Annotated in this window: 22 protein-coding genes; 16 read left to right on the top strand and 6 right to left on the bottom strand. The window is 74.2% G+C overall.

Annotated features, from left to right (window positions below):
- The first annotated feature begins 41 nt into the window (after nt 1–41).
- The 7 genes from aceB to allB all read left to right on the top strand — a co-directional run bounded on the left by aceB (nt 42) and on the right by allB (nt 9,139).
- Nucleotides 42–1,688 carry a malate synthase A gene (gene aceB / locus ACN9MS_RS14055; RefSeq protein ID WP_426309143.1) on the top strand — a complete coding sequence of 549 codons (1,647 nt, stop codon included), beginning with the start codon at nt 42–44 and terminating at the stop codon, nt 1,686–1,688.
- Nucleotides 1,688–3,034: a DUF6986 family protein gene (locus ACN9MS_RS14050; protein WP_426309142.1), complete on the top strand. Its 1,347-nt coding sequence runs from the start codon at nt 1,688–1,690 to the stop codon at nt 3,032–3,034. The genes aceB and ACN9MS_RS14050 overlap by 1 nt, the downstream gene beginning before the upstream one ends.
- An 81-nt stretch (nt 3,035–3,115) precedes the next feature.
- Nucleotides 3,116–3,946 carry a bifunctional allantoicase/(S)-ureidoglycine aminohydrolase gene (locus ACN9MS_RS14045; RefSeq protein ID WP_426309141.1) on the top strand — a complete coding sequence of 277 codons (831 nt, stop codon included), beginning with the start codon at nt 3,116–3,118 and terminating at the stop codon, nt 3,944–3,946.
- A 202-nt stretch (nt 3,947–4,148) separates the two neighbouring features.
- Nucleotides 4,149–4,955, top strand: coding sequence for a hydroxypyruvate isomerase family protein (locus tag ACN9MS_RS14040; RefSeq protein ID WP_426309140.1), 807 nt, complete (start codon nt 4,149–4,151; stop codon nt 4,953–4,955).
- 73 nt (nt 4,956–5,028) lie between these two features.
- Nucleotides 5,029–5,913, top strand: a complete 885-nt coding sequence (locus ACN9MS_RS14035; protein ID WP_426309139.1) for a 2-hydroxy-3-oxopropionate reductase — start codon at nt 5,029–5,031, stop codon at nt 5,911–5,913.
- Nucleotides 5,914–5,956: 43 nt separating this feature from the next.
- Nucleotides 5,957–7,732: a glyoxylate carboligase gene (gcl, locus tag ACN9MS_RS14030; protein WP_426309138.1), complete on the top strand. Its 1,776-nt coding sequence runs from the start codon at nt 5,957–5,959 to the stop codon at nt 7,730–7,732.
- A gap of 42 nt (nt 7,733–7,774) precedes the next feature.
- Nucleotides 7,775–9,139: an allantoinase AllB gene (gene allB, locus ACN9MS_RS14025; protein ID WP_426309137.1), complete on the top strand. Its 1,365-nt coding sequence runs from the start codon at nt 7,775–7,777 to the stop codon at nt 9,137–9,139.
- A gap of 124 nt (nt 9,140–9,263) precedes the next feature.
- On the opposite strand, the gene ACN9MS_RS14020 is transcribed toward allB, so the two are convergent.
- The 3 genes from ACN9MS_RS14020 to ACN9MS_RS14010 all read right to left on the bottom strand — a co-directional run bounded on the left by ACN9MS_RS14020 (nt 9,264) and on the right by ACN9MS_RS14010 (nt 11,604).
- A complete protein-coding gene (locus ACN9MS_RS14020) occupies nt 9,264–9,752 on the bottom strand; it encodes an SRPBCC family protein (protein ID WP_426309136.1) in 489 nt (162 codons plus the stop codon).
- Nucleotides 9,749–10,117 carry an ArsR/SmtB family transcription factor gene (locus ACN9MS_RS14015; RefSeq protein WP_047232516.1) on the bottom strand — a complete coding sequence of 123 codons (369 nt, stop codon included), beginning with the start codon at nt 10,115–10,117 and terminating at the stop codon, nt 9,749–9,751. The genes ACN9MS_RS14020 and ACN9MS_RS14015 overlap by 4 nt, the downstream gene beginning before the upstream one ends.
- A gap of 107 nt (nt 10,118–10,224) precedes the next feature.
- Nucleotides 10,225–11,604 carry a cryptochrome/photolyase family protein gene (locus tag ACN9MS_RS14010; protein WP_426309135.1) on the bottom strand — a complete coding sequence of 460 codons (1,380 nt, stop codon included), beginning with the start codon at nt 11,602–11,604 and terminating at the stop codon, nt 10,225–10,227.
- Between the two features lie 51 nt (nt 11,605–11,655).
- Here ACN9MS_RS14010 and ACN9MS_RS14005 point away from each other — a divergent pair, with 51 nt between their 5' ends.
- Nucleotides 11,656–13,287: a peptide MFS transporter gene (locus ACN9MS_RS14005; RefSeq protein ID WP_426309134.1), complete on the top strand. Its 1,632-nt coding sequence runs from the start codon at nt 11,656–11,658 to the stop codon at nt 13,285–13,287.
- 88 nt (nt 13,288–13,375) lie between these two features.
- Here the strand turns inward: ACN9MS_RS14005 and ACN9MS_RS14000 are convergent, their stop codons facing one another.
- Nucleotides 13,376–13,981 carry a DoxX family protein gene (locus ACN9MS_RS14000; RefSeq protein WP_426309133.1) on the bottom strand — a complete coding sequence of 202 codons (606 nt, stop codon included), beginning with the start codon at nt 13,979–13,981 and terminating at the stop codon, nt 13,376–13,378.
- Between the two features lie 320 nt (nt 13,982–14,301).
- Between ACN9MS_RS14000 and ilvD (ACN9MS_RS13995) the strand changes: the two genes are divergently transcribed.
- The gene (ilvD, locus tag ACN9MS_RS13995; protein WP_426309132.1) at nt 14,302–16,167 is read left to right on the top strand and encodes a dihydroxy-acid dehydratase; all 1,866 of its coding nucleotides are present in this window, start codon (nt 14,302–14,304) and stop codon (nt 16,165–16,167) included.
- Nucleotides 16,168–16,243: 76 nt separating this feature from the next.
- On the opposite strand, the gene ACN9MS_RS13990 is transcribed toward ilvD (ACN9MS_RS13995), so the two are convergent.
- The gene (locus tag ACN9MS_RS13990) at nt 16,244–16,810 is read right to left on the bottom strand and encodes a hypothetical protein (protein ID WP_426309131.1); all 567 of its coding nucleotides are present in this window, start codon (nt 16,808–16,810) and stop codon (nt 16,244–16,246) included.
- A 92-nt stretch (nt 16,811–16,902) separates the two neighbouring features.
- Here ACN9MS_RS13990 and ilvD (ACN9MS_RS13985) point away from each other — a divergent pair, with 92 nt between their 5' ends.
- On the top strand, nt 16,903–18,621 hold the full coding sequence (ilvD, locus tag ACN9MS_RS13985) for a dihydroxy-acid dehydratase (protein WP_426309130.1): 1,719 nt from the start codon (nt 16,903–16,905) through the stop codon (nt 18,619–18,621).
- An 81-nt stretch (nt 18,622–18,702) separates the two neighbouring features.
- Nucleotides 18,703–19,377, top strand: a complete 675-nt coding sequence (locus ACN9MS_RS13980) for a 4a-hydroxytetrahydrobiopterin dehydratase (protein WP_426309129.1) — start codon at nt 18,703–18,705, stop codon at nt 19,375–19,377.
- Nucleotides 19,378–19,429: 52 nt separating this feature from the next.
- Here ACN9MS_RS13980 and ACN9MS_RS13975 read toward each other — a convergent pair whose 3' ends face one another.
- On the bottom strand, nt 19,430–20,749 hold the full coding sequence (locus ACN9MS_RS13975; RefSeq protein WP_426309128.1) for a cytochrome P450: 1,320 nt from the start codon (nt 20,747–20,749) through the stop codon (nt 19,430–19,432).
- A gap of 128 nt (nt 20,750–20,877) precedes the next feature.
- Here ACN9MS_RS13975 and ACN9MS_RS13970 point away from each other — a divergent pair, with 128 nt between their 5' ends.
- Genes ACN9MS_RS13970 through ACN9MS_RS13950 form a run of 5 tightly spaced genes read left to right on the top strand, consistent with a single transcriptional unit; the run spans nt 20,878 to nt 26,831 of the window.
- Complete coding sequence (locus ACN9MS_RS13970; protein WP_426309127.1) at nt 20,878–21,969, top strand: 3-oxoacyl-ACP synthase III family protein; 1,092 nt, start codon at nt 20,878–20,880, stop codon at nt 21,967–21,969.
- On the top strand, nt 21,966–22,757 hold the full coding sequence (locus ACN9MS_RS13965) for a glycosyltransferase family 2 protein (protein WP_053371414.1): 792 nt from the start codon (nt 21,966–21,968) through the stop codon (nt 22,755–22,757). Before ACN9MS_RS13970 ends, ACN9MS_RS13965 begins: the two co-directional genes overlap by 4 nt.
- Nucleotides 22,754–24,058 carry a cytochrome P450 gene (locus ACN9MS_RS13960; RefSeq protein ID WP_426309126.1) on the top strand — a complete coding sequence of 435 codons (1,305 nt, stop codon included), beginning with the start codon at nt 22,754–22,756 and terminating at the stop codon, nt 24,056–24,058. Before ACN9MS_RS13965 ends, ACN9MS_RS13960 begins: the two co-directional genes overlap by 4 nt.
- Nucleotides 24,055–25,851, top strand: coding sequence for a class I adenylate-forming enzyme family protein (locus ACN9MS_RS13955; protein WP_426309125.1), 1,797 nt, complete (start codon nt 24,055–24,057; stop codon nt 25,849–25,851). Before ACN9MS_RS13960 ends, ACN9MS_RS13955 begins: the two co-directional genes overlap by 4 nt.
- On the top strand, nt 25,848–26,831 hold the full coding sequence (locus tag ACN9MS_RS13950; RefSeq protein ID WP_426309124.1) for an NAD-dependent epimerase/dehydratase family protein: 984 nt from the start codon (nt 25,848–25,850) through the stop codon (nt 26,829–26,831). The genes ACN9MS_RS13955 and ACN9MS_RS13950 overlap by 4 nt, the downstream gene beginning before the upstream one ends.
- Nucleotides 26,832–26,932: the final 101 nt, after the last annotated feature.

Genomic DNA, 26,932 nt, shown 5'->3' with positions numbered 1-26,932 from the left:
GCACCGTCGTCAGCCCGGCCGCCCCGCAGAAAGGACACACCATGACCACCACCACGGCCGTCGCCGTCCACGGACCCGCCGTCGAGCGGTCCGACGAGATCCTCACCCCGGACGCGCTCGACTTCGTCGCCGCGCTCCAGCGCCGGTTCGGCGCGCGCCGCGACGAGCTGCTCGCCGCTCGCGCTGTGCGGCGCGAGGAGGTCGCCCGCACCGGTCGCCTCGACTTCCTGCCCGAGACCGCCGACGTGCGCGCGGGGGACTGGACGGTCGCCGGCGCGCCCGCCGACCTCCAGGACCGCCGCGTGGAGATCACCGGTCCGCCGACGCCCAAGATGGCGATCAACGCGCTCAACTCGGGCGCGAAAGTGTGGCTCGCGGACCTCGAGGACGCGTCGACGCCGCACTGGGCCAACGTCGTCGGGGGCCAGGTCGCCCTGCACGACGCCACGCGGCGCACGCTCGCGTTCACCTCGCCGGAGGGCAAGCAGTACGCGCTGCGCCCCGAGGCCGACGGCGACGCGCTCGCCGTCATGGTCGTGCGACCGCGCGGGTGGCACTTCGACGAGGTGCACCTGACGGTGGACGGGACGCCCGCCGTCGGAGCACTCGTCGACTTCGGCCTGCACTTCTTCCACAACGCCGCGGAGCTCCTCGCGCGCGGCTCGGGGCCGTACTACTACCTGCCCAAGATGGAGTCGCACCTCGAGGCGCGCCTGTGGGACGAGGTCTTCACGTATGCGCAGGAGGCGCTCGGGATCCCGCACGGGACGGTCCGCGCGACGGTCCTCATCGAGACCATCCCGGCCGCGTTCGAGATGGACGAGATCCTCTACGAGCTCCGCGACCACGCGTCGGGGCTCAACGCAGGCCGCTGGGACTACCTGTTCTCCGTCATCAAGTACTTCCGCGACTCGGGCCCGTCGTTCACGCTGCCCGACCGCGGCGCCATCACCATGACCGCGCCGTTCATGCGCGCGTACACCGAGCTGCTCGTGCAGACGTGCCACCAGCGCGGGGCGTTCGCGATGGGCGGCATGGCCGCGGTCATCCCGAACCGTCGTGAGCCCGAGGTCACGGCGCAGGCGTTCGACAAGGTGCGCGCGGACAAGCAGCGCGAGGCCGGCGACGGGTTCGACGGCTCGTGGGTCGCGCACCCGGACCTCGTGCCGGTGTGCCGCGAGGTGTTCGACGGCGTGCTCGGCGAGCGGCCCAACCAGCTCGACAAGCAGCGCCCCGAGGTCCACGTCACGGCCCAGCAGCTCCTCGACGTCTCGACCGCCGGGGGCGACATCACCGAGGCCGGGCTGCGCAACAACCTCTACGTGTCCGTCGCGTACGTCGCGGCGTGGCTCGCGGGCAACGGCGCGGTCGCGATCCACAACCTCATGGAGGACGCCGCGACCGCGGAGATCTCGCGGTCGCAGGTCTGGCAGTGGGTGCGCTCGGGCGCGTCGTTCACGGCGGGCGGGAGCGCGGGCACGACCGTCACCGCCGACCTGGTCCGCACGCTCCTGCGCGAGGAGACCGCCCGGCTGCGCGACGACGTCGGGCACGAGGCGTACGACGCCGGCCCGTACGAGCGCGCCACGGCGCTCGTCGAGGACATCGCGCTCAACGAGCACTACGTCGACTTCCTCACGCTCCCGGCGTACGAGGACGTCGTCGCGCACGAGCAGGACGCGTCCTGATGCCGGCGGGGTTCGGCGAGGGCTTCAGCGAGCAGGGCGTCGCTGCGCTGCACGCGACGCTCGACGGCCTGCTCGGGCCGTGGGACGCGGAGCTCGAGGCGCGGTACCCGGGCGACGACGGCTCGCGTCAGCCCGTGCACACCGTCTACGTGCCGGGCGACCGGTACACCGCGGGCCTCGCGCCCGAGTGGGCGGCCCGGGCGCGCGAGGCGGTCGACGCCTCAGGGGGCGGTGCCGACGGGGTACGCCGCCTCGTCGACCTGCTCGGGATCGGTGCGGGTGCCGGGGACGGCCTCGCCGACGCCGTGGCCGAGCGCGTGCGCGCCAAGCTCGCCGTCGAGGCGATCGAGGACCTGCGGATCGACTTCGAGGACGGGTTCGGGGACCGCGGGGACGCGGCCGAGGACACCGCCGTGGTCGCGGCGGCGCGCGAGCTCGCCCGGGCCGAGGCGCAGGGCACGGCGACGCCGTTCAGCGGGATCCGCATCAAGTGCCTCGAGGCTGCGACGCGTCGGCGCGGCGTGCGCACGCTCGCGCTGTTCGTCGCGGAGCTCGTCGCGGCCCGCGCGGCCCAGGGCCAGACGGGCCTGCCCGACGGTTTCGTCGTCACGCTCGCCAAGGTCACCGCGCCGCAGCAGGTCGAGGCGATGGCGGTCGCGTGCGAGCGCGTCGAGCAGGCGCACGGCCTGGAGCCGGGCAGCCTGCGGTTCGAGGTGCAGGTCGAGACGCCGCAGGCGCTGCTCGCGGCGGACGGCACGGAGACCGTGGCGCGACTCGTGCACGCGGCGCCGGGGCGGGTCACCGCGCTGCACTACGGCACGTACGACTACTCGGCGTCGCTCGGCATCGCGGCGGCCTACCAGTCGATGGAGCACCCCGCGGCCGACCACGCGAAGTCGGTCATGCAGCTCGCGGTCGCGGGCACGGGCGTGCGCCTGTCGGACGGCTCGACGAACGTGCTCCCCGTCGGCGACTCGCAGGCCGTCGACGCGGCGTGGCGCCTGCACGGTCGGCTCGTGCGCCGCTCGCTCGAGCGCGGCTACTACCAGGGCTGGGACCTGCACCCCGCGCAGCTCCCGAGCCGGTTCGCCGCGACGTACGCGTTCTACCGCGAGGGCGCGGCCTCGGCGCTCGCGCGCCTCGCGGCCTACGTCGGGTTCGTGCCCGACGCCGGGGGCGTGCTCGACGAGCCCGCCACGGCCAAGGCGATGGCCTGGTTCCTCGGGCGCGGTGTCGACTGCGGCGCGCTCACCGAGGCCGAGGTCCGCGCCGCGACCGGTCTCGACCGCGCGGGGCTCGACGCCGTCCGCGTCTCGGGGCACGCCCGGCAGCCCGTCGCGGGCTGAGCGCCTACCCTCCCCACCCTTCCCGCCGGCAGCCGTGGCACCGCCACCGGCACGGCCCACGATCTTCGAGGAGCGACACCCATGACCCAGACCACCCCCTACTACACCCCGCAGGGTGGCCTGCCCGGCCAGACCGAGCTGCTCACCGACCGCGCGATCGTCACCGAGGCCTACACGGTGATCCCGCGCGGCGTGCTGCGCGACATCGTCACGAGCAACCTGCCGGGCTGGGAGAAGACCCGGCTGTGGGTGCTCGCCCGGCCGATCGAGGGGTTCGCGACGACGTTCGCGCAGTACGTCATGGAGGTCTCGCCCGGCGGCGGGTCCGACCAGGGCGAGGACGAGGAGACGGTGCAGTCCGTCGTCTTCGTCACCGAGGGGACGCTCGTGCTGACCCTTGCGGGGGTCGAGCACGTGCTGGAGCCCGGCGGGTACGCGTACCTCGCGGCGGGGGAGCGGTGGGCGCTGCACAACCGATCGGACGCCAAGGCCGCGTTCCAGTGGATCCGCAAGGTGTACGAGCCGATCCCGGGCCACACCGCGACGTCGTTCGTCACGCGCGAGCAGGACGTCGAGCCGCGCGCGATGCCGGACACCGACGGCGTGTGGAAGACGACGCGGTTCGTCGACCCCGACGACCTCGCGCACGACATGCACGTCAACATCGTGACGTTCCAGCCCGGCGGGTCCATCCCGTTCGCGGAGACGCACATCATGGAGCACGGCCTCTACGTGCTCGAGGGCAAGGCGGTCTACCGCCTCAACGGCGACTGGGTCGAGGTGCAGGAGGGTGACTTCATGTGGCTCCGGGCGTTCTGCCCGCAGGCCTGCTACGCGGGCGGCCCCAAGCCGTTCCGCTACCTGCTCTACAAGGACGTGAACCGGCAGGTCAAGCTCGACCGCCGCCGCTGACGCAGCACCCGGTCGTGGGCATGGAAAGGGCCCGGTTCCGCATGCGGGACCGGGCCCTTTCCATGCCCACAACCGGACGGGGTGGCGCACCGGCTGTTGACGCTCCGGGATGAGCGTGCCTACACTTCCATACAGCAGAAGAAAAGTTCCGCAGAATGGAATCGCAAGGTCGCGAGACGCGGACAGACCCAGGGAGACGACGATGAGCCCCGCACCGACGTACACCGTCAACTGCTCGATCCTGCTCACGGACCTGCCGCTGCTCGAGCGGCCGGCTGCCGCGGCGGCCGCGGGGTTCCGGGGCGTCGAGTTCTGGTGGCCGTTCGCGTCGCCCACGCCCGCCCACGACGAGGTCGACGCCTTCGTCGGCGCGATCGAGGCGGCGGGCATCCAGCTCACGGGCCTCAACTTCGACGCCGGCAACATGCCCGGCGGCGACCGCGGTCTCGTGTCGTGGCCCGCGCGCTCGGCCGACCTGCGGGCGAACCTGGACGTCGTCACCACGATCGGCGAGCGCACCGGCTGCCGCGCGTTCAACGCCCTCTACGGCAACCGCCAGGAGGGCGAGACGCCCGAGGCGCAGGACGCGCTGGGGGCCGAGAACCTCTCGCTCGCCGCCCGGGCCGTCGGGCGCATCGGGGGCACGGTGCTCGTCGAGCCCGTGAGCGGCGCGCCCGCCTACCCGGTGAAGACCGCCGCTGACGCCGTGCGCGTCATCGACCGGGTCGCGACCGACCACGGCGAGACGAACCTCGGCCTCCTGTTCGACGTCTACCACCTGTCCGTCAACGGCGACGACGTCGACGCCGCGCTCTCGACCTATCGCCGGCGCATCGCCCACGTGCAGATCGCGGACGCGCCCGGGCGCGGCGAGCCCGGCACGGGCGACCTGCCGATCGACCGCTGGACCAAGGACCTGCGCGCCGGCGGCTACGACGGCTGGATCGGCCTCGAGTACAAGACCGACGCCGCCGACCCGTTCGCGTGGCTCCCGGCCGCCGAGCGCTGACGCACCGCGCACCCGGCCGGCCGCCGTCAGCCATCACCTGAACGTCCCGACCTAGACCCCCGAGGAGCACACCATGGCCTCCATCGCCTTCATCGGACTCGGCATCATGGGCAGCCCCATGGCCGTCCACCTGCAGAACGCCGGCCACGACGTCGCGGGCTACAACCGCAGCCCCGAGAAGGCCGCCCCGCTCGTCGAGGCCGGCGGTCGCGCGGCGGAGTCCGTCGCCGACGCGGTCTCGGGCGCGGACGTCGTCGCGATCATGGTCCCCGACTCGCCCGACGTCGAGGCCGTCCTCACCGGCGCCGACGGCGTCCTCGCGAACGCCAAGCCGGGAGCGCTCGTCGTCGACTTCTCCTCGATCCGGCCCGACGTCACCGTCGCGCTCGCCCAGCAGGCCAAGGACGCCGGGCTGCGCATCGTCGACGCTCCCGTCTCGGGCGGCGAGCCGGGCGCGATCAACGCGGCGCTGTCGATCATGGTCGGCGGCACGCCCGAGGACTTCGAGGCGGCCCAGCCGTTCCTCGACGTCGTCGGCAAGACCGTCGTGCACGTGGGCCCGAACGGCTCCGGCCAGACGGTCAAGGCCGCGAACCAGCTCATCGTCGCCGCGAACATCCAGGCGCTGGCCGAGGCGATCGTGTTCCTCGAGGCGTACGGCGTCGACACCGACGCCGCGATCGAGGTGCTCGGCGGCGGGCTCGCGGGCTCGGCCGTGCTGAACCAGAAGGCGCGCAAGATGCTCGACCGCGACTTCGGCCCCGGCTTCCGCATCGAGCTCCACCACAAGGACCTCGGCATCGTCACCGCCGCGGCCCGCGAGGCGGGCGTCGTCGCGCCGCTCGGCGGCCTCGTCGCCCAGCTCATGGCCTCCGCCCGCGCCAACGGCGACGGCGGCCTCGACCACTCCGGCCTGTTCCGCGGCGTCGAGCGCCTGTCCGGCCGCGACGGCTCCTGACCTTCCCCTGACGACGACGTCACCTCCAGCAAGGAGAGAAACCATGCCTCGTATGCGTGCGGTGGATGCCGCAGTGGCGATCCTCGAGATCGAGGGCGCGACCCAGGCTTTCGGCCTGCCCGGCGCCGCCATCAACCCCTTCTACTCCGCGATGCGCGCCCACGGCGGCATCGACCACGTGCTCGCCCGCCACGTCGAGGGCGCGTCGCACATGGCCGACGGCTACTCCCGCGCGAAGCCGGGGAACATCGGCATCTGCATCGGCACGTCGGGCCCCGCGGGCACCGACATGATCACCGGCCTCTACGCCGCGTGGGCCGACTCGATCCCGATGCTCTGCATCACGGGCCAGGCGCCGGTCGCCAAGCTCGACAAGGAGGACTTCCAGGCCGTCGACATCGCGAGCATCGCCGCTCCGGTGACCAAGATGGCCAAGACCGTCCTCGAGGCCGGCCAGGTGCCGCAGGTCTTCCAGCAGGCTTTCCACCTCATGCGCTCGGGTCGCCCGGGCCCGGTGCTCATCGACCTGCCGATCGACGTGCAGCTCGCGGAGATCGAGTTCGACCCGGCGACGTACCAGCCGCTGCCCGTGCACCGCCCGACGGCGACGCGCGCCCAGGCCGAGAAGGCGATCGACCTGCTGCTCGCGGCCGAGCGCCCCCTGCTCATCGCGGGCGGCGGCATCGTCAACGCGGGCGGCGAGGACCTGCTCGTCGAGCTCGCCGAGACGCTGGGCGTCCCGGTGATCCCGACCCTCATGGGCTGGGGCGTCATCCCCGACGACCACGCGCTCATGGCCGGCATGGCCGGGCTCCAGACGTCGCACCGCTACGGCAACGCGAACCTGCTCGCCTCGGACTTCGTGCTCGGGATCGGCAACCGCTGGGCCAACCGCCACACGGGCGGCCTCGACACCTACCGCGCGGGCCGCACGTTCGTCCACGTCGACATCGAGCCGACGCAGATCGGGCGCGTGTTCGCGCCCGACTACGGGATCGTCTCCGACGCGAGGGCCGCGCTCGAGCTCTTCGTCGAGGTCGCACGCGAGCGCCGTGACGCCGGGCAGGCGCGCGACTACTCCGGCTGGGCCGCCGAGTGCGCCGAGCGCAAGCGCACGCTGCAGCGCAAGACGCACTTCACCGAGATCCCCATCAAGCCGCAGCGCGTGTACGAGGAGATGAACAAGGCCTTCGGCCCCGAGACGCGCTACGTCACGACGATCGGGCTCTCGCAGATCGCCGGCGCGCAGTTCCTCCACGTCTACCAGCCGCGGCACTGGATCAACGCCGGCCAGGCGGGCCCGCTCGGCTGGACCGGCCCGGCGGCGCTCGGCGTCGCGAAGGCGGTGCCGGACGAGCCGGTCGTCGCGCTCTCGGGCGACTACGACTTCCAGTTCATGATCGAGGAGCTCGCGGTGGGCGCGCAGTTCAACCTGCCGTACGTGCACGTGGTCGTGAACAACTCCTACCTGGGCCTCATCCGCCAGTCGCAGCGCGCGTTCGACATGGACTACCACGTGCAGCTCTCGTTCGAGAACATCAACTCGCCCGAGGTGGGCGGCTACGGCGTCGACCACGTCAAGGTGGCCGAGGGCCTCGGCTGCAAGGCGATCCGCGTGACCGACCCCGACGAGCTCGGCGACGCGTTCGCCAAGGCGCAGGGCATGGCCGCCGAGTTCCGCGTGCCGGTCGTGGTCGAGGTCATCCTCGAGCGCGTGACGAACATCGCGATGGGCGTCGAGCTCACGGGCGTCAACGAGTTCGAGGACCTCGCGATCTCGGCCGACGACGCGCCGACCGCCGTCGCGCTGCTCGACTGAGCGTGCCGCACCGGAGGAGCAGACGACATGGAGGAGGACGCGATGAGCGCGGGTGAGGCGAGCGGTCGCGAGCACGAGTACGACCTCGTCGTGCGTGGCGAGCGCGTGCTGGTGGCGTCGGGCGAGCAGCCGCGCGAGGTCGGGGTCAGCGGGGGAGTGGTCCGCGCGATCGAGCCGCTCGGCGCCGGGCTCGACGGCGCACGCGTCGTCGACCTGGAGCCGCACCAGGTGCTGGTCCCCGGGCTCGTGGACACGCACGTGCACGTCAACGAGCCGGGGCGCACCGAGTGGGAGGGCTTCGCGTCCGCGACGCGGGCCGCCGCCGCGGGCGGGGTGACGACGATCGTCGACATGCCGCTCAACTCCATCCCGCCGACGGTCGACGTCGAGGCGCTCGAGACCAAGCAGAAGGTCGCGCGCGACCAGGCGTTCGTCGACGTCGGGTTCTGGGGCGGTGCCGTGCCCGGCAACGCCGACGAGCTGCGGCCCCTGTGGGACGCGGGCGTGTTCGGCTTCAAGTGCTTCCTGCTGCACTCGGGCGTCGAGGAGTTCGGGTACCTCGAGCCCGACGAGCTCGAGGCCGACCTGCGCGTCCTCGCCGACTTCGACGGGCTCATGCTCGTGCACGCGGAGGACTCGCGCGCCATCGAGCACGCGCCCACGCCGCACGGCGACCACTACGACACGTTCCTCGCGTCACGCCCGCGCGGCGCGGAGAACGTCGCGATCGCCGCGGTGATCGAGGCCGCCCGCTGGACGGGCGCGCGCGCCCACGTGCTGCACCTGTCCAGCTCCGACGCGCTGCCGATGATCCGCAGCGCGAAGCGCGAGGGCGTGCGCCTCACGGTCGAGACGTGTCCGCACTACCTGGCGCTCGCGGCCGAGGAGATCCCCGACGGCGCGACGCAGTTCAAGTGCTGCCCGCCCATCCGGGAGATCGACAACCGCGAGCTGCTCTGGGAGGGGCTGCTCGACGGCACGATCGACTGCATCGTCTCGGACCACTCCCCGAGCACGCCCGACCTCAAGGACCTCGACACGGGGGACTTCGGGACGGCGTGGGGTGGCGTCTCGTCGCTCCAGCTCGGGCTCGCGATCGTGTGGACCGAGGCCCGGACACGGGGCGTGCCGTTCGCGCGCGTCGTCGAGTGGATGTCGTCGCGCCCGGCCGGCATCGCGGGGCTCCAGCGCAAGGGCTCGATCGCGCTCGGGTTCGACGCCGACCTCGCGGTCGTCGAGCCGGACACGGCGTTCGTCGTCGATCCGAAGGCGCTGCACCACAAGAACCCCATCACGCCGTACGCCGACCGCGCGCTCTCGGGCGCCGTCGTCGCGACCTACCTGCGGGGCGAGGAGATCACCTTCGACCGCCCCACGGGTCGCCTGCTCGCGCGCGGCGAGGCCTGAGGGGAGCAGACTCCCGTGCCCGGCCGCGGGGGCCGGGCACGGGGAACCACGAGATCCGCCGGCGACGGGGCGGCACCGTTGGTGGGTGCCGCCCCGGTCTCCGCGGGGTGGGGGAGAGGGCGGGTCAGGACTCCGCGAGGAGCTCGTCGAGCTGCTCGTAGCCCTCGCGCACGCCGACCTCCATGCCGCTCGCGACGAAGCTGTCGCGACCCTCGATCGAGTCGACGAGCGACGTCGCGGTGAGGCGGCTGCGGCCGTCGGGCAGGTCCTCGAACACGAGGCGGTCCAGCGAGACGCCGTCGGGGAACCCCTCGTACGTGAAGGTCTGGACGATGAGCTCGTCCGGGCGCACCTCGTGGACGCTGCCGAAGAACGCGTACTCGTTGCCGTCGGGGTCGACCTGGACGTAGCGGTACGCGCCGCCGGTCCGCACGTCCCAGTGCTCGTTGCGCTGGGTGAGGTAGCGCGGGCCGTTCCAGCGCGCGAACAGCTCCGGGTCGAGGTGCGCGCGGAAGACCTTCGCCGCGGGCGCGTCGAACTCGCGCACGATGCGGACGAGCGGGAGGTCCTTCGGGACGACGATCTCGGTCTCGTGGGTGCCGGTGGTGGTCATGGTGCTGCTCCTGTCGTCGGGTCGTTCTCGGGTGCGGCCGCCGGGTCGGGCAGGTCGCGCAGGACGTCGTCGAGGCGGCGGTAGCGGTCCTCCGCCTCGCGCCGGTAGCGCTCGATCCACTTCGTCATGAGGTCGAAGACCTCCGCCTCGAGGTGCACGGGGGCGCGCCGGGCGTCCGTCGTGCGGGTCACCAGGCCGGAGTCCTCGAGCACGCGCAGGTGCTTGGACACCGCCTGGACGGACATGTCGTACGGCCGGGCGAGCTCGCCCACGCTGGCGTCGCCCGACGCGAGCCGGGCCACCATGTCGCGGCGCGTGGGGTCGGCGAGCGCCGAGAACACGCGCGAGAGCGGGTCGGCCGTCACGGGACCTCCTCGTCGGACGCCGCAAGCGGCGGCCTTTCGTCAACTGTTTGGTTGACTACGACGTTACGCTCGTGTCGTGTCATCGTCAACCCTCCGGTTGATGAGAGTCAGGTCCTTCGTGCACGCTCGAAGTCGTCGAGCGAGACCGTGCGCTCGACGGCGTGGTCCACGATCCGCTCGGGGTAGCCGGCCGGTTGCTCCCGGAGCTTCCATGGCTCGTGGACCGCCCGGCCCTCGACGCCGCGCAGCTCCGGCACCCAACGGCGCACGTAGCTTCCGTCGGGGTCGAACTTCCTGCCCTGCGTGACGGGGTTGAAGATGCGGAAGTACGGCGCGGCGTCCCGGCCCGTCCCGGCGACCCACTGCCAGTTGAGCTGGTTCTGCGAGACGTCGCCGTCCGCGAGGTGCGCCATGAAGTGCGCCGCGCCGCGCTGCCACCGCACGTGCAGGTCCTTGACGAGGAACGACGCGACGACCATCCGCACGCGGTTGTGCATCCACCCCTCGCCGAGGAGCTGGCGCATGCCGGCGTCGACGAGCGGGTAACCGGTGCGCCCGGCTGCCCAGGCCGACAGGTACCGGTCCTCGTCCGCGCCGGTCGCCCACGCGTCGTCGGGCACGACCGTGCGCAGCGACCGCCGCGCGGCCCCCGGGTGGTGGAACAGGACGTCCGCGTGGAACTCGCGCCACGCGAGCTCGGAGCGGTAGGCGAGCGCGTCGTCGGACGGCGCGAGCCCGTCGTGCAGTGCCGTCCGCACGTCGGCGAGGAGGGTCCGCGGGTGGAGCTCGCCCCACTTGAGCGGGATCGACATGCCCGACGTCGCGGGCCGGTCCGGCCGGTCGCGCTCGGTCGCGTAGCCCGCGAGCTGGTCCGCGAGGAAGTCCCGCCACCGGCGGCGAGCGGCCGCCTCGCCCGCGGCGGGCAGGAGCGCGTCCGTCCCCGGGTCGTCCGGGACGCCGTCGGACCGCGCGGACGCCCACGGCACGGCGCGCGGGCGCGGCACCGGGTCGCGCCACCCGTGCGCGACCCACGCGTCGCGGAACGGCGTGAAGACCTGGAACGGGGTCCCGGTCCGCGTGAGCACGCGCCCGGGTGCGACGGCGTAGGGGGAGCCGGTGCGCACGAGGCGCGCCCCGCCGTCGGTCAGCGCCTGCGCGACCGCTTCGTCCCGCGTGACGCCGTAGGGCTCGTACGACCCCGCGACGTGCACCTCCTCGGCGCCCACCTCGCGCGCGAGCGCGGGCACGACCGCGCGCGGGTCCCCGTGCCGCACGACGAGCCCGCCGTCCGTCGCGGCGTCGAGCGCGGTGAGGCTGCGGGCGAGGTACGACCGGCGCGGGGCGCCCGCGGCGCCCCAGAGGCGCGGGTCGAGCACGTAGAGCGCGACGACGTCGTCGCCGGCCTCCCGGGCGGTCTCGACGGCCGCCACGAGGGCCGGGTTGTCGGCGAGGCGCAGGTCGCGGCGGCACCACCAGAGGGTCGGCATCCGGCCACGCTAACGGTCGCCGGTCGGGCACGCCGGTGGGAGCATCGCAGGATGGACGGTGACGACCCGAAGGGGCAGGACGACGCCCGGCGCCGCGCGCTCGGGCGCGAGGCGCGCACCGAGCCCGACCCGGGCGCGCCGCCGTTCGGGACGGGCACCGCGGCGGGTGTCGGGGCGGCCGAGGGGCCGGCGGCCGGGGCGATCGAGGGGGACCACGCGTTCTTCGGGCACCCGCGCGGCCTGCTGACGCTCTTCACCACGGAGCTGTGGGAGCGGTTCAGCTACTACGGGATGCGCGCGATCCTGCTGTTCTACCTCACGGACACCGTGGCGAACGGCGGTCTGGGCATCGACGAGACGACCGGGCTCGCGCTCGTCTCGATCTACGGCACGAGCGTGTACCTGCTCTCTGTCGTCGGCGGCTGGCTCGCGGACCGCGTGATCGGCTCGCGGCGCTCGGTCCTGTACGGCGGGATCATCATCGCGGCCGGGCACGTGAGCCTGACGGTCCCCGGCACGGGCTTCTCGATGGCCGGCATCGCGATGGTCGCGCTCGGGACCGGCCTGCTCAAGCCCAACGTGTCCTCGATGGTCGGCGAGCTCTACGCGCGCGACGACCCGCGCCGCGACTCGGGCTTCTCCATCTTCTACATGGGCATCAACCTCGGGTCGTTCATCGCGCCGTTCCTCGTCGGGGCGGCGCGCGCCTGGGGCGGCTACCACGCGGGGTTCGCCGTCGCGGCGGTCGGCATGGCCGTCGCGCTCGTGTTCTTCGTCGCCGGCCGCCGCTACCTCGGCGAGGCGGGCGCGCACGTGCCCAACCCCGTGCGCCCCGAGGAGCGGGCGAAGATCGCGCGCATCTTCCTGCTCATCGCCGCGGGCGTCGTGCTCGTGGGGCTGGTCGCGGTCCTGGTGGCCGGCGGCTTCGACATCTCGACGTTCATCGACACGATGTCCTACCTCGCGTTCCTCGCGCCGATCGCGTACTTCGTCGTGATGTACCGCTCGCCGCGCGTGACCGACGCCGAGCGTCCCCGCGTCATCGCGTACATCCCGCTGTTCGTCGCGGCGATGCTCTTCTGGATGATCTTCGAGCAGGCCGCGACGACGCTCTCCGCGTTCGCGAAGAACCGGACCGACCTCACCTTCTTCGGGGTCGGCATCAGCCCCGAGTTCTTCCAGTCGGTCAACCCGCTGTCGATCATCGTCCTCGCGCCGGTGTTCGCGTGGATCTGGCTCAAGACCGGCGACCGCCCGACGACGGCCAACAAGTTCGCGATCGGACTCACGCTCGCGTCGGTGTCGTTCCTCTTCCTCGCGGTCGCGTCCGCGGTCGTCGGCGACGGCAAGGCGCCGTCGTGGGTGCTCGTGCTCGTCTACGTGATCCAGACGCTCGGTGAGCTGTGCCTGTCTCCCGTCGGCCTCGCCGCCACGACCCTCCTCGCGCCCAAGGCGTTCCGCTCCCAGGCGATGGCGCTGTGGTTCCTCGCGCCCGCGGCGGGGCAAGCCATCACGGCCCAGGTCGTGCAGGTCACCGAGGGGGCGTCGGACACCGCGTACTTCGGCAGCATCGGCGCCGTGACCCTCGTGTTCGCGCTCGCGCTGTTCGCGCTCGCGCCGTGGGTGGCCCGGCACATCCGGCACGCCGACGAGCTCGAGGGCGCGCACACCGCCGGGGCCTGACGGGGAGGTGCCGGCGTGCGCACCGCGACCGGGCGCGCGAGGTCGCGCCGTTGCGACCTCGCGCGGTTCCGGGCCCGGCGTCCCGCTGTCAGCGCAGCCAGGGCGCCCGGCGGACCAGGGGCAGCGCGGCCCAGCGACGTCCGAGCCCCCAGGTGTCGCCCGCGAGTGTCGTCGCGAGGACGACGAGGAGCAGCACCACGAGGACGTGCTGGTCGACGACCGGATTGTTCGACCCGGCCGTGAACGGCCACTGCGAGAGCCAGAGCATCCCGAAGAGCAGGGCGCCGCTCACCGCGGCCACGCGCAGGCCGATCCCGAGCAGGAGCGCGAGCCCCACGCCGAGCAGCCCGAGCATGAAGAGCCAGTCGGTGACCGGGCCGGCCATCGCGGTGAACGTCCCCGCGAGCGGGCCCTGGACCCCGTGCTCGAGGTAGCCCTGGGCCGGGGCGGCACCCGCGAGCCACGCGCGCTCGCGCGGCGTCGCGTACCCGAGGCCGACGAGCTTGTCGGCGAACGGCCAGAGGAAGACGACGGCACCGCCGAGCCGGGCGAGCGCGAGGGCGTGCCGGGCGGAGGAGCGCGTGACGACGTCGTCCTGGGTGACGAGGCCGGGCGACGCCGGGGTGGCCGCGCCGGGAGCGGTCTCGGACGACGCGACGGGCGGTGAGGTCGTGCGCGTGGTGGACGTGGACATGAGGTGCCCCCTCGGGAACGGGATCTGAGGATCGGGTCGGTGCCAGGACCTGGCCTGCTGCCCCTGCGCGGTGTCGCTCTCCGTCGAGGCGTCGCGCAGGTCCCTGGCCGTGACGTGCTCGTCCACGGTGGCAGGGATACCTGCGGCGGTTCAACCCTTACGTAACGTTTAGGTGGAGATCCCTCGGTGGGTACGGGGTCCACGTACGTAGCCCGACGACCACGGGACGGACGCCCGGTTCGTCCGGTCGCCGGCAGGCGTAATGTGACCCGGCGGCCGGAGGATCGGCCGCGGCCACCCGTCGAAGGAGCTGAACCGACATGAGCCGCCCCCTGCGCTCCCGGACGTCCACCCACGGCCGCAACATGGCCGGCGCCCGCGCCCTCTGGCGCGCGACCGGCATGGGCTCGGAGGACTTCGGCAAGCCGATCATCGCGATCGCGAACTCGTACACGCAGTTCGTCCCCGGCCACGTCCACCTCAAGGACATGGGCGACCTCGTCGCGTCGGCGATCCGCGAGGCCGGCGGCGTCTCCAAGGAGTTCAACACGATCGCCGTCGACGACGGCATCGCGATGGGCCACGGCGGCATGCTCTACTCGCTGCCGAGCCGCGACCTCATCGCCGACTCGGTCGAGTACATGGTCAACGCCCACTGCGCCGACGCGCTCGTGTGCATCTCGAACTGCGACAAGATCACGCCCGGCATGCTCAACGCCGCGCTGCGGCTCAACATCCCCGTGATCTTCGTGTCCGGCGGCCCCATGGAGGCCGGCAAGGCGGTCATCGCCGACGGCGTCGCCAAGACCCCCCTCAACCTCGTCAACGCGATCAACTACTCGGCGGACGACGACGTGTCCGACGCCGCGCTCGCGCAGGTCGAGGAGAACGCGTGCCCCACGTGCGGCTCGTGCTCGGGCATGTTCACCGCGAACTCCATGAACTGCCTCACCGAGGCGCTCGGCCTGTCGCTGCCGGGCAACGGCTCGACCCTCGCCACGCACGCCGCGCGCAAGGAGCTCTTCCTCGAGGCCGGCCGCACGATCGTCGACCTCGCCAAGCGCTACTACGAGGACGAGGACGACTCCGTCGCGCCGCGCTCGATCGCGACGAAGGCCGCGTTCTCCAACGCCATGGCGCTCGACGTCGCCATGGGCGGCTCGACCAACACCGTGCTGCACATCCTCGCCGCGGCGCAGGAGGGTGAGGTCGACTTCGACCTCACCGACATCGAGCGCATCAGCCGCCAGGTGCCGTGCCTGTCCAAGGTCGCGCCGAACCACCCGAACTTCCACATGGAGGACGTGCACCGCGCCGGCGGCATCCCCGCCCTCCTCGGCGAGCTCGACCGCGCGGGCCTGCTCGACCACGACGTCACGAGCGTCCACACGCCGACGCTGCGCGCCTGGCTCGACGACTGGGACGTCCGCGGCGGCACGGCGACCGAGCGGGCGATCGAGCTGTTCCACGCGGCGCCCGGAGGCGTGCGCACCACGCAGGCGTTCTCGACGTCGAACCGCTGGGAGTCGCTCGACACCGACGCGGCGGACGGCTGCATCCGCGACCTCGAGCACGCGTACACCGTCGAGGGTGGCCTCGCCGTGCTGCGCGGCAACCTCGCCGAGGACGGCGCCGTCTTCAAGACCGCGGGCGTCGACCCCGACGTCTTCCACTTCGTCGGCAAGGCCCTCGTCTGCGAATCGCAGGACGAGGCGGTCGAGAAGATCCTCACCAAGCAGGTCGAGCCGGGCCACGTCGTCGTCGTGCGCTACGAGGGCCCCGCGGGCGGCCCCGGCATGCAGGAGATGCTCTACCCGACGTCGTTCATCAAGGGCCGTGGCCTCGGCAAGGTGACGGCGCTCATCACCGACGGCCGCTTCTCCGGCGGGTCGTCGGGCATCTCCGTCGGGCACGTCTCGCCCGAGGCCGCCGCGGGCGGCGTCATCGGCCTCGTCGAGGACGGCGACGAGATCGAGATCGACGTCGACACGCGCCTCATCCGCCTCAACGTCCCCGACGACGTGCTCGCCGAGCGCCGCGCCAAGATGGAGGCGCGCGAGAACCCGTGGCAGCCGGTCGACCGCGACCGCTACGTCTCGCCGGCCCTCCAGGCCTACGCCGCCATGGCGACGTCCGCCGACCGCGGCGCCGTCCGCGACGTGTCGCTCATCAAGCGCAGCCGCTGATCCGGCCGACGACGGGCCCGCACCTCGTGAGGTGCGGGCCCGTCGTCGTGCCAGGGACGTGCGTCCGCGGAGGGCGTCAGCATTCCTCCTCGGACTGCTCCGTGACGACCCACCGTGTCCCCGCGGGCGCCATGACGGCGCTGCCGCAGTCGCCGCCGCCGTAGACGACGGACAGCACCGTCGCATCGGCGCGCTCCTCGCGGACCGCGATCTCGACGTCCGGGACGTCGCCGACGGCCGCGTACAGCCCGGCGGTCGTCGTGGTCATCGACGCGCAGTCCGTGATGCCCGGCCACCCCTGCGACGTCATCTCGGCGACCATCCGCTCGACGAGCTCCGGGGCGAGGTAGCCGCAGGCGACGTCCACGTCCGGCACCCGGCTCGCGGCGAGCCACGCGCGGAACGACTCCTCGGGCGTCTCGCCGGGCCCGCCCGCGGGCTCCACGTCGTCGGTGGTCTCGTCCTCCGCTGCGGTCGTGACGTCGTCAGGGGACGCGGTCGGAGAGCCGGACGGCGACGGCGACACCGCCGACGTCGCGTCGCCCGGGTCCGCGCCCGACGGCCCCGGGGCGGTGCACGCGGTCGTCACGACGAGCGCGAGGGCGGAGACGAGGGCGCCGGTGGCGAGGGATCGTGTCTGCACGGCCCCATGATGCCGTGCCGGTCCCGGAGAGGTCGGCGCGTCTCGGAGCGTCCCGGCGCGCCGTCGACGGGCAGCGTTCCTAGAGTGGGGGCATGACTGGGCAGACCCCGCGCGCCGACGCCGGACCCGACCTCAAGCCTCGTTCCCGCCAGGTCACGGACGGCCTGGAGGCGACCGCGTCGCGCGGGATGCTGCGCGCCGTCGGTATGGGCGACGAGGACTTCGCCAAGCCGCAGATCGGCATCGCGAGCTCGTGGAACGAGATCACGCCGTGCAACCTGTCGCTCGACCGGCTCGCGCAGGGCGCGAAGGAGGGCGTGCACGCGGGCGGCGGGTACCCGCTCCAGTTCGGGACGATCTCCGTCTCCGACGGCATCTCCATGGGCCACGAGGGAATGCACTTCTCGCTCGTGAGCCGCGACATCATCGCGGACTCGGTCGAGACGGTCGTCCAGGCGGAGCGCCTCGACGGGACGGTGCTGCTCGCCGGGTGCGACAAGTCCCTCCCCGGGATGCTCATGGCGGCCGCGCGCCTGGACCTGGCGAGCGTGTTCCTCTACGCGGGCTCGATCATGCCGGGCTGGGTCAAGCTCTCGGACGGTACGGAGAAGGACGTCACGCTCATCGACGCGTTCGAGGCGGTCGGCGCGTGCGCGCGCGGGCTCATGAGCCGCGAGGACGTGGACCGCATCGAGCGCGCGATCTGCCCCGGCGAGGGCGCGTGCGGCGGCATGTACACGGCGAACACGATGGCGTCGGTCGCGGAGGCGATGGGCATGTCGCTGCCCGGCTCGGCGGCGCCGCCGTCGGCGGACCGGCGCCGCGACGCGTTCGCGCACCGATCGGGCGAGGCCGTGGTCAACCTGCTGCGGCTCGGGATCACCGCGCGCGACATCATGACCAAGGAGGCGTTCGAGAACGCGATCGCCGTCGTCATGGCGTTCGGCGGGTCGACCAACGCCGTGCTGCACCTGCTGGCCATCGCGCACGAGGCCGAGGTGGACCTCACGCTCGCCGACTTCGACCGGGTCGCGAGCCGCGTGCCGCACCTCGGCGACCTCAAGCCGTTCGGCCGCTACGTGATGAACGACGTGGACCGCATCGGGGGCGTGCCCGTCGTCATGAAGGCCCTGCTCGACGCCGGGCTGCTGCACGGCGACGCGCTCACCGTCACGGGCCGCACGGTGGCGGAGAACCTCGCCGACATCGACCCGCCCGACCCGGACGGCAAGATCCTGCGGGCGCTCGACAACCCGATCCACCACACGGGCGGCATCACGATCCTGCACGGGTCGCTCGCGCCCGAGGGAGCCGTCGTGAAGTCCGCCGGGTTCGACGAGGACGTGTTCGAGGGGACGGCGCGCGTCTTCGAGCGCGAGCGCGCGGCGCTCGACGCGCTGGAGGACGGGACGATCACCGACGGCGACGTCGTCGTCATCCGGTACGAGGGACCCAAGGGCGGTCCGGGGATGCGCGAGATGCTCGCGATCACGGGTGCGATCAAGGGCGCCGGGCTCGGCAAGACCGTCCTGCTGCTCACCGACGGCCGTTTCTCCGGCGGGACCACCGGCCTGTGCGTCGGGCACGTCGCGCCCGAGGCGGTCGACGGCGGCCCCGTCGCGTTCGTGCGCGACGGCGACCCGATCCGGCTCGACGTGGCGAACAAGACGCTCGACCTGCTCGTCGACGCCGACACGCTCGCCGCGCGCCGCGACGGCTGGGCCCCGCTGCCCCCGACGTTCACGCGCGGCGTGCTCGCGAAGTACGCAAAGCTCGTCCAGTCCGCGTCGCGCGGCGCGATCCTGGAGTGACCCCGGGGCGCGCGGGCGGGGGAGGCGCGCACTAGCGTGGTGTCACACCTCGCCGCAGCGACGCCGACCCGGAGGACCGCCATGACCGAGACCGCCGACGACCGCATCACCGCGCGGCAGTTCCACGACAGCGACGGCGTCGAGGACTGGCGGGTCATCCTCAGGACGGTGCAGACGCTGTTCCGCACGGGGTCGTTCACCGCCGGCGTCGAGCTGATCGACGCGATCGGCGAGCTCGCCGAGGCGGCGAACCACCACCCCGACGTGGACCTGCGCTACGGGACCGTGACGGTCCGGCTGACCTCGCACGACGTCGGCGGCGTGAGCGCGCGCGACGTCGACCTCGCCCGGCAGATCTCCGCCGCGGCGCGCGAGCTCGACCTCATCGCGGACCCGACGGCGGTGCAGGACCTGGAGATCGCGATCGACACGCTCGTCGGCACGGCGGTGCAGCCGTTCTGGCGCGCCGTCCTCGGGTTCGACGAGGGCGCCCCGGAGCTGCCCGCGCCCGAGCTCCGGGACCCGACGACCCGCGCTCCCGCGTTCTGGTTCCAGCAGATGGACGCGCCGCGGGAGCAGCGCAACCGCATCCACGTGGACGTGACGGTGCCGCACGACGTCGCCGAGGCGCGCGTGACGGCCGCCATCGCGGCGGGCGGGCACCTCGTGTCCGACCGCCGCGCGCCCGCCTTCTGGGTCCTGGCCGACGCCGAGGGCAACGAGGCGTGCGTGTGCACGTGGCAGGCGCGCGACTGACGCGCGCGACGTCACGTCCGGCCCGGCGGCACGGCCTGGCCCGGCCGAGGGTTCAGGCGCGCACGACGACGAGCTCGTCGTAGCCCGGGACGAGCACCTGCCGCTTGGCACGGCGGGACACGACGCGCAGGGGTGCGCCGTCGTCCCACAGCGCATGCAGCAGCGCGGCGATCTCGGCCCGGGCGAGCGCCGCCCCGAGGCAGAGGTGGCGGCCCGCGCCGAACCAGAGCTGGCGCGTCTCGCGCACGTAGGGGCGGTCCGCACGGAACGGCCCGGCGGCGACGTTCGCGGCCCACGTGAGGATCATGACGCGCTCGCCGGCGCGCAGCGTGCGCCCCGCGACCTCGACGTCCGCGGAGACGCCGCGACCGATGACCGACGCCGGGCTGGTCACGCGCAGCCCCTCGCGCACGGCGTTCTCGACGGCGTCGGGCTCGCCCGCGGCGCGCTCGACGGGGTGCGCGCGCTCGTCGGCCATGAGCCGCAGCAGGCGGTGCTGCTCGCCCGTGTCGATCAGGAGCGCCGTGGTGCGGGCCATCGCGGACGCCGACGTCTCGGTGCCCGCCACCATGAGCAGGCTCGCGAGCCCTGTGGTCTCCTCCAACCCGAGGCCGAGCTCGCGGCACCGGCCGAGCAGGCGGTCGGCGGGGGCGTGCCGCCACCCGTCGGGCACGCCCCGGGTCAGCTCGGCGACGATCTCCTGCGCCGCGGTGACCTGCTCCGGCGACAGGTAGGTCGAGCCGGCGCTGCCGAGCGCGATCGACGCGAGGCGCTCTCCCGTCGCGAAGGCCGTGAGCGCGTCGTCGTCGCCCGGGACGACGGTGGCCGCGTCGTCGGGAGCGGCGCTCCCGCCGAGCGTCGGGATGCCGAGCAGGGAGATCATCATCCGCCCCACGAGCACGCGGGCGAGCCGGCCGACGTCGACCGTGCCGCCTGCTGCGAGGGTCCGGCGCGCGTCGTCGAGGGCGACCGACCACGCGCCGTCGACGAGCGCCGCGGCGCTCGCCTCGGTGAAGAGTTCGCGCGAGCGCGTGCGCAGGTCGTGGTGGCCGGGGCCGTCGAACAGGTCGAGCACCCAGTCGCCGAGGATCTGTGCCCACAGGTGCCCGACCCCGCCCTCGCCGACGATCGTGAAGTGCCGATGGTCGGTGAGGATGCGGCGCCCGACCGTCGGGTCGGCAGTGACCCAGCCGAGTCCCGGGACCTTGCGCAGCCCGCCACCCTCGCGCGCGCCGGCGAGCGCCCCGCCCGCCAGCAGGACGCCGGCCATCGCGGGCCGCGCGGCGGCGAGCACCTGGAGCTCGCGCCGGGTCGTGGGCAGGGCGCGGCGCCTCTCGCGGGTGGTCGCCGGCGGGGTCGTGGTCGCAGTCACCGGGTCAGTGTGGCGCACGCGCAGCGGTTCCTGGCGTGCGCGTCGCGATCTGGGGATGGGCAGTTCACCCCATCGGATCCTGTGGACGACCGCCGTCGGAGCGGGTCTGCTTGGCTACTGTGTCGCGCGTGCCAGACAACCCCGCCGGGACGGCGTCCCGCCCGCCCCTCGCGCCCCCGACGGCCGTGCTCGCCGCAGTCGGGGTCCACCTGCCCGAGCGCACGGTCGACGTGCGCGAGGCGGAGCGCGCCCTCGCGGCGCGCAACCCGGGCGCGGCGCCGCGCGTCCCGATGGTCTCGCGCCTCACGGGCGTGCGACAGGTGCACGTGCTCCCGGACGACTGGGACGCGTCCGACCTCGCCGTCGCGGCCGCGGAGAAGCTGCTCGCGACCGAGGGACTGGCGACCGACGACGTCGACCTGCTGCTCTTCGCCTCGGCGAGCCAGGACATGGTCGAGCCGGCGACGAGCCACATCGTCGCCGCGAAGCTCGGGGTCCGGGCGCCGGTGATGGACGTCAAGAACGCGTGCAACTCGGTGCTCAACGCGATCGAGGTCGCGGAGGCGCTCATCGGCACCGGGCGCTACACGACCGTCCTGATCGCGTCGGGGGAGGCGCCGTCGCGCGCGGTGCGCTGGGACGTCCCGGACCGCGCGACGTACCTGCTCTCCGCGTCGGGCTACACGATGTCCGACGCCGGCGCGGCCGTCCTCGTGCGCCGCGCCACCGCCGTCGAGGCCGAGGCGCGCGACGCGGACGGCGTGCCCGCGCCGCGCGGCATCCTCGCGAGCGCGTTCGGTGCGGAGTCGGCGCACTGGGACGTCGGCATGCTCCCGGGCGGCGGCACCGCGCACCCGCGCGACCTCGAGCGGACGTACTTCGAGATCGACGGGTCGCGCCTGCGAGACGCGTTCCTCGCCCTCGGGCCGGGCGTCGTCCTCGACGCGCTGAGCCGTGCGGGCCTCGGGTGGGACGACGTCGCGCTCGTGGCGGTCCACCAGGTCGCCGTCGCGTACCTCGACGACGTGCACGCCGCGCTCGGCCTCCCGACGGGCCGCACGCTCGTCACCGTCGCCGACCACGGCAACGTCGCCTCCGCGACGCTCCCGCTCCAGCTCGCCACCGCCATCGAGACGGGGCGGGTCGGGCCGGGGGACGTCGTCGTGCTCGTCGGGCTCGCCGGCGGGATCAGCATCGGCGCGACGGTGGTGCGGCTGTGACGGCACGCCGGTTCACGCGGCACGTCGCGAGCCCGCAGCGGCTCGCGGTCGTCGTGCCCGCGCGCGACGAGGCGCACGGGATCGTCGCGACGCTCGAGGCGCTGCGCGACCAGCAGGACACCGACTTCGACCTCGTCGTCGTCGACAACGGGTCGTCGGACGGGACGGGCGACCTCGTCCGGGAGACGGCGGCGGCGTGGGGCATGACGCGGTGGCGCGTGGTCGACGAGCCGCAGAAGGGCACGGGGGCGGCGGCCGACACGGGGATGCGCGCGGCGATCGAGCAGGGGGCGACGCACCTCGCGCGCACGGACGCCGACTGCCTCCCGCTGCCGGACTGGACGCGGCGCGTGCGGGCCGCGTTCGCGAGCGGGCACGACCTCGTCGCGGGCCGGCTCGTGGCGCGGACGGACGACCGGCCGGTCTCGCGCGTCCAGCAGGGGGTGCTGTCGGCGGCGGTGAGCGTCGCGAGCACGTTCGGGCGCTTCCGGCCCGGCAACCAGGACCCGTCCTACCTCGGCCCGTACGTCATGGCGCCGGGCTGCAACATGGCGATCACGGCCGAGCTCTACGAGGCCGCGGGCGGGTTCCCGCGCACGGCGATCGAGGACGTCCACGAGGACCGGGCGCTCGTCAACGCGGTGCGCCGCCTCACGCGGCGGTACGGCGCGCACCGCGAGGTCGTCGTGCTCGCGTCGGCACGCCGGGCGCACGCCTGGGGCCTCGTGCGCACGCTCGGCTGGTACGCCGACCATCGCTACCGGCCCGACGTCGTGGACATCCGGTGACCGGGACGACGCCCGCGCCCGCGCCCACCCGGCTCGTCGCGGCGATGCGCTGGGAGGAGCGCGTCCAGCGCGGGGCTCACCCGCTCGTCTACCCGGCGATCCGGGCGCTGCGCCACCGCGGTCCCGTCGTGCGCGTCCCGGGCATCGGGGTGGTCGTGTCCGACGCCGCGACCGCGCGAGCCGTGCTGCTCGACACCGAGCGCTTCACCAAGGTGGGCCCGGGGTCGCCGGCGGACCTCTGGACGCCCGTGCTCGGCCCGTCCGTGCTGCTCAACATGGAGGGCGCCGACCACGCGCGCCTGCGCCGGGCGCTGTCCGGGCTGTTCACGCCCCGCGCGGTGCGTGAGCTCGTCGCGGTGAGCGTCCCCGACGTCGTCGCGGGCCTCGCCCCGCGCCTGCTCGCGGGCGAGCACGTCGACCTCGTCGCGGAGACCGCGACCATGGCGGGCACCGTCATCTGTGCCATGACCGGGCTGCCGCCCACCGACGCCGCCGTCCGCGAGGCGATGACGGCCGCGCAGTCCGTGGTCGGCCTGGTGCGGCTGCACCGGCGCAGCCTCACGCCCGCGCAGGTGCGGCACGCGCGTGCCGTCCTCGCCCGGCTCTCGGCCCCGGCCCGCGACGCCTACCGCGCGGGCGACCCCGCGACCGTGCCTGGGCGCATGCGCGAGCTCGGGCTCTCGGAGGACGAGGCGATGGGCGCGGTCGGCGCGTTCGTCCTCACGGGGACCGAGACCATCCAGTCCTTCGTGCCACGCCTCGTCGCGCTCTCCGCGGACACCGGCTGGCTCGACCGGCTCCTCATGGCGGACCCCGGTGCCGGACCGGAGCCTGCCGCGCTGCGCGGCCGCGTCGTCGAGGAGGCGCTCCGCGTCACGGCGCCCACCCCCGCGATGCTGCGCGCGGTGCGGACCGACGCGACCGTGGGCGACGTCCGTGTCCGCGCGGGGGACCGGGTCGTGATCGCGACGATCTCCTGCTGCAAGGACGCGGGCCCCTTCGACCCGGACGCCCCCGTCGACCCGGCCGTGCGGCACCTGTGGTTCGGGGCCGGCCCGCACTTCTGCCTCGGCATGCCGCTCGCCATGGCCCAGGTCGACGCGGTGCTGGACGCCCTGCGCCCCGTCGCCGCCGCGGGGCGGAGCGTCGAGGTCGCCGACCGTGCCGTCGCGCGCGGGGTGCTCATCCCCGCGTACCGCTCGCTCGTCCTGCGGGCGGCAGACGGTGGGGTGTGCGCGTCGGGCGTGGCCGCGCGTCCGGGCGCGGGATCGGCCGCGTCGCCCGCGGGGGAGGCGGCGTGACCGCGCTCGACGACGCGGCCCGCCACCTGCTGGGCCCTGTCCTCGAGCGGGGCGCCCCCGGGCACGCGTCCGCCGACGCCGTCGCGCTCCGGCGCTGGACGCGGCCCGGTCGTCGGGGCGCGCGCGTGCGCGAGGAGGTCACGTATGCCGACCTCGCGCGCCGCGTCGAGGCGACCGCGACGGCGCTGGCAGCCGACGGTCTCGCGCCCGGGGACCGGGCGCTGTTCTCGGTGCGGCCCCGTCCGGCTGGCGTCGTGCTCGCGTTTGGGGTCGTCCGCGCGGGCGGCACGATCGTGTTCGTCGACCCCGGCTCGACCCCCGAGCTGTTCACGGCGCGCGTGGGCGCGGCCGGGCCGTCGCTCGCGACCACCGAGTCGCTGCTGTACGCGGTGTCGCGGGGGCCGTTGCGCCGTCTGGCCCGCTCGCGCGGCCTGCTCCTGCCGGACTACGCGAGCCTGCCGCTGCGGCACGTGCACGCGGGGCCGTGGCTCCCCGGGGTACCGCGCGGCTCGCGCGCCGCGCGCCGCCTCGCCGCGAGCCCGCTCGACCACGCGGCGCTGCCGTCGCTCGACCCGGACCGTGATGCCCTGACCGTCTTCACGTCCGGTACGACGGCGCAGCCGAAGGCCGTCGTGCACACGGCGGGGTCGCTGCTCGCCGGGTGCGACCTGCTGCGCGACGTGTTCGCGCTCGCGCCGGGCGACGTCGTGCACACCGACCAGATGCTGCTCGGCGTCCCCGCGCTGCTCGCTGGCGCCACGTGGTCCGTGCCCGCCGACCCGCCGGGTCGCGACATCACGACGTTCGCACGCCAGCTCGACGGCGCCGCGGGCACCTACCTCGTGCCGGCGGACGTCACGGCGCTGCTCGACGCGGTCGGGGCCGGGACGGTGCCCGCGCGCGGGCCGCGGGTCGCGCTCGTGGGCGGGGCGCCCGTGACGCGTGCGCTGCTGGAGCGCGCCACGCGCGTGCTGCCCGGCACGCGCTGGGTCGCGGTGTACGGGATGACGGAGATCCTGCCCGTCGCGGTGGTCGAGGCCCGGGAGAAGCTCGCGTACGCGGGGGACGGCGACCTGGTCGGCGTGCCCCTGCCAGGCACGGTCGCTCGGCTCGATCCGGTCGAGGGAGAGGAGCCCGAGGACGGCCAGGATGCCGTCGGCGAACCCGGGCGCGACGACGTCGTCGGGGAGCTCGTGCTGTCGGGGCCGTCGCTCATGGCGGGCTACCTGCACGACCTCGACGCCCCCGCCCGTGGCGCGGGCGCACGGGCCGCGGTGCACCGTACCGGCGACCTCGCGCGCCTCGACGCCGCGGGGAGGATCGTGCTCGTCGGCCGCACGCGGGACATGATCATCCGCGGGACGACGAACATCTACCCGGGTCTGTTCGAGCCGCGCGTCGCGGCGCTCGACGGCGTCGGCGAGGCGCTGCTCGTCGGGGTACCGCAGGTGGACGGGGACGAACGGGTCGCGCTGGTCGTCACCGCGGCGACGGGCGACCCGGTGACGGGCGAACCGCGGCCGGACGGGGCCGCAGGGCGCGGTCCACGGTCCGACGGTGGGTCGGCGGTCCGCCTCGACCCGCACCACCCGCTCGTCGACCGAGTGCGGGCCGCGCTGCCGGACGTGCTCGACCACGACGCGCTGCCCGACGCCGTGCTGCACGCCGACCGCATCCCGCTCGCCGGTCGCTCGCGCAAGCCCGACCGCGCGGCGCTCTCCCGCGCCGCCGCGCCGTTCGTGCACGCCGAGCCGACCGCCGTCGGCCGGGACACCCTCGGCGCCCGCGCGTGAGGGTCGTCGTCACCGGGGCGTCGGGGTTCGTCGGAGGGGCGGTGGCGCGCGGTCTGGTCGCCGACGGCCACGAGGTCTGGACGTCCTCCCGCCGCGACCCGGGGGTCCCGGGCGCCCGGCACCTCGCGTGGGACCTCACGGCCGGTCCGCTCGCCGAGCCGCCCGCGGTGGACGCCGTCGTGCACGCAGGCGCCGCCGTCTCCGACTGGTGCGCGCTCGACGTCGCGCGCGCCACCAACGTCGGCGGGACGCTCGCGGTCCGCGAGACGTTCCCCGGTGCGCGGTTCGTGCACGTGTCGTCCGGCAGCGTGTACGACCCGTACCGCCCGTGCGTGCGTGCCCGCGAGCACGAGGCTCCTGTCGACCGGTACCTCGACGCCTACGGGACGACCAAGGCGGAGGCCGAGCGCGCGCTGGCGCGCGACGTCGCGCGCCACCCCGACCGGGGCGCGGTCGTGGTCCTGCGCCCGCACGCGGTCTACGGTCCCGGCGACACGACGCTCCTGCCACGCGTCGAGGCCGCTGTGCGACGCGGACGTCTCCTCCTGCCGGGCGGCGGGCGCGTGCTCCAGGCGCTGACGCACGTCGACACGCTGCTCGCCGCGGTGCGCGCCGCCGTCGCGCTGCCCGACGAGACGGTCCGGGCGTCCGGCGGCGGGGAAGGGCTCACCCCGGGGCTGCTCGTCGCGAACGTCGCCGACGCCGAGCCGCTGGTCCTGCGCGACGCGCTCACCGACGCGCTGCGCCGACGCGGCACCGACGTCCGGGTCGTCGCCGTCCCGGTCCGCCCCGCGTGGGCGCTCGCGGGCGCGGTCGAGACGGTCGCACGGCGGCTGCGACGCCCTGAGCCGCCGCGCCTCACCAGGTACGCGCTGAGCCACCTCGCGATGGAGCGCACCTACGACCTCACGGTCCTGCGCGACGTGCTGGGAGTCGACCCTGCCCCGACGTCGTTCGCCTGGCTCGGCCGCGCCGGGTGATGCGCTGTCGCGCGAGCGACGCGTCCACGAGCGCAGCGCTCGCACGCTGACCGCAGCGCTCGGCGCCGGCTGCGTCCGTCCGAGGCGTCGACCGGGCAGGA

Origin of the sequence: Cellulosimicrobium sp. E-16 (genome assembly GCF_049913115.1) — a bacterium.
Taxonomy (GTDB): Bacteria; Actinomycetota; Actinomycetes; order Actinomycetales; family Cellulomonadaceae; genus Cellulosimicrobium.
This window is presented reverse-complemented; position numbering and strand designations above follow the sequence as displayed.

Bases quoted from the DNA above. Each gene is read 5' to 3' on its own strand.
- ACN9MS_RS14000 (WP_426309133.1), bottom strand. From the start codon at position 13,981: ATGTCCACGTCCACCACGCGCACGACCTCACCGCCCGTCGCGTCGTCC.
- ACN9MS_RS14045 (WP_426309141.1), top strand. From the start codon at position 3,116: ATGACCCAGACCACCCCCTACTACACCCCGCAGGGTGGCCTGCCCGGC.
- ACN9MS_RS14050 (WP_426309142.1), top strand. From the start codon at position 1,688: ATGCCGGCGGGGTTCGGCGAGGGCTTCAGCGAGCAGGGCGTCGCTGCG.
- ilvD (WP_426309130.1), top strand. From the start codon at position 16,903: ATGACTGGGCAGACCCCGCGCGCCGACGCCGGACCCGACCTCAAGCCT.
- aceB (WP_426309143.1), top strand. From the start codon at position 42: ATGACCACCACCACGGCCGTCGCCGTCCACGGACCCGCCGTCGAGCGG.
- allB (WP_426309137.1), top strand. From the start codon at position 7,775: ATGAGCGCGGGTGAGGCGAGCGGTCGCGAGCACGAGTACGACCTCGTC.
- ACN9MS_RS13980 (WP_426309129.1), top strand. From the start codon at position 18,703: ATGACCGAGACCGCCGACGACCGCATCACCGCGCGGCAGTTCCACGAC.
- ACN9MS_RS14035 (WP_426309139.1), top strand. From the start codon at position 5,029: ATGGCCTCCATCGCCTTCATCGGACTCGGCATCATGGGCAGCCCCATG.
- ACN9MS_RS14010 (WP_426309135.1), bottom strand. From the start codon at position 11,604: ATGCCGACCCTCTGGTGGTGCCGCCGCGACCTGCGCCTCGCCGACAAC.
- ACN9MS_RS14040 (WP_426309140.1), top strand. From the start codon at position 4,149: ATGAGCCCCGCACCGACGTACACCGTCAACTGCTCGATCCTGCTCACG.
- ilvD (WP_426309132.1), top strand. From the start codon at position 14,302: ATGAGCCGCCCCCTGCGCTCCCGGACGTCCACCCACGGCCGCAACATG.
- ACN9MS_RS14005 (WP_426309134.1), top strand. From the start codon at position 11,656: ATGGACGGTGACGACCCGAAGGGGCAGGACGACGCCCGGCGCCGCGCG.
- ACN9MS_RS14020 (WP_426309136.1), bottom strand. From the start codon at position 9,752: ATGACCACCACCGGCACCCACGAGACCGAGATCGTCGTCCCGAAGGAC.
- gcl (WP_426309138.1), top strand. From the start codon at position 5,957: ATGCCTCGTATGCGTGCGGTGGATGCCGCAGTGGCGATCCTCGAGATC.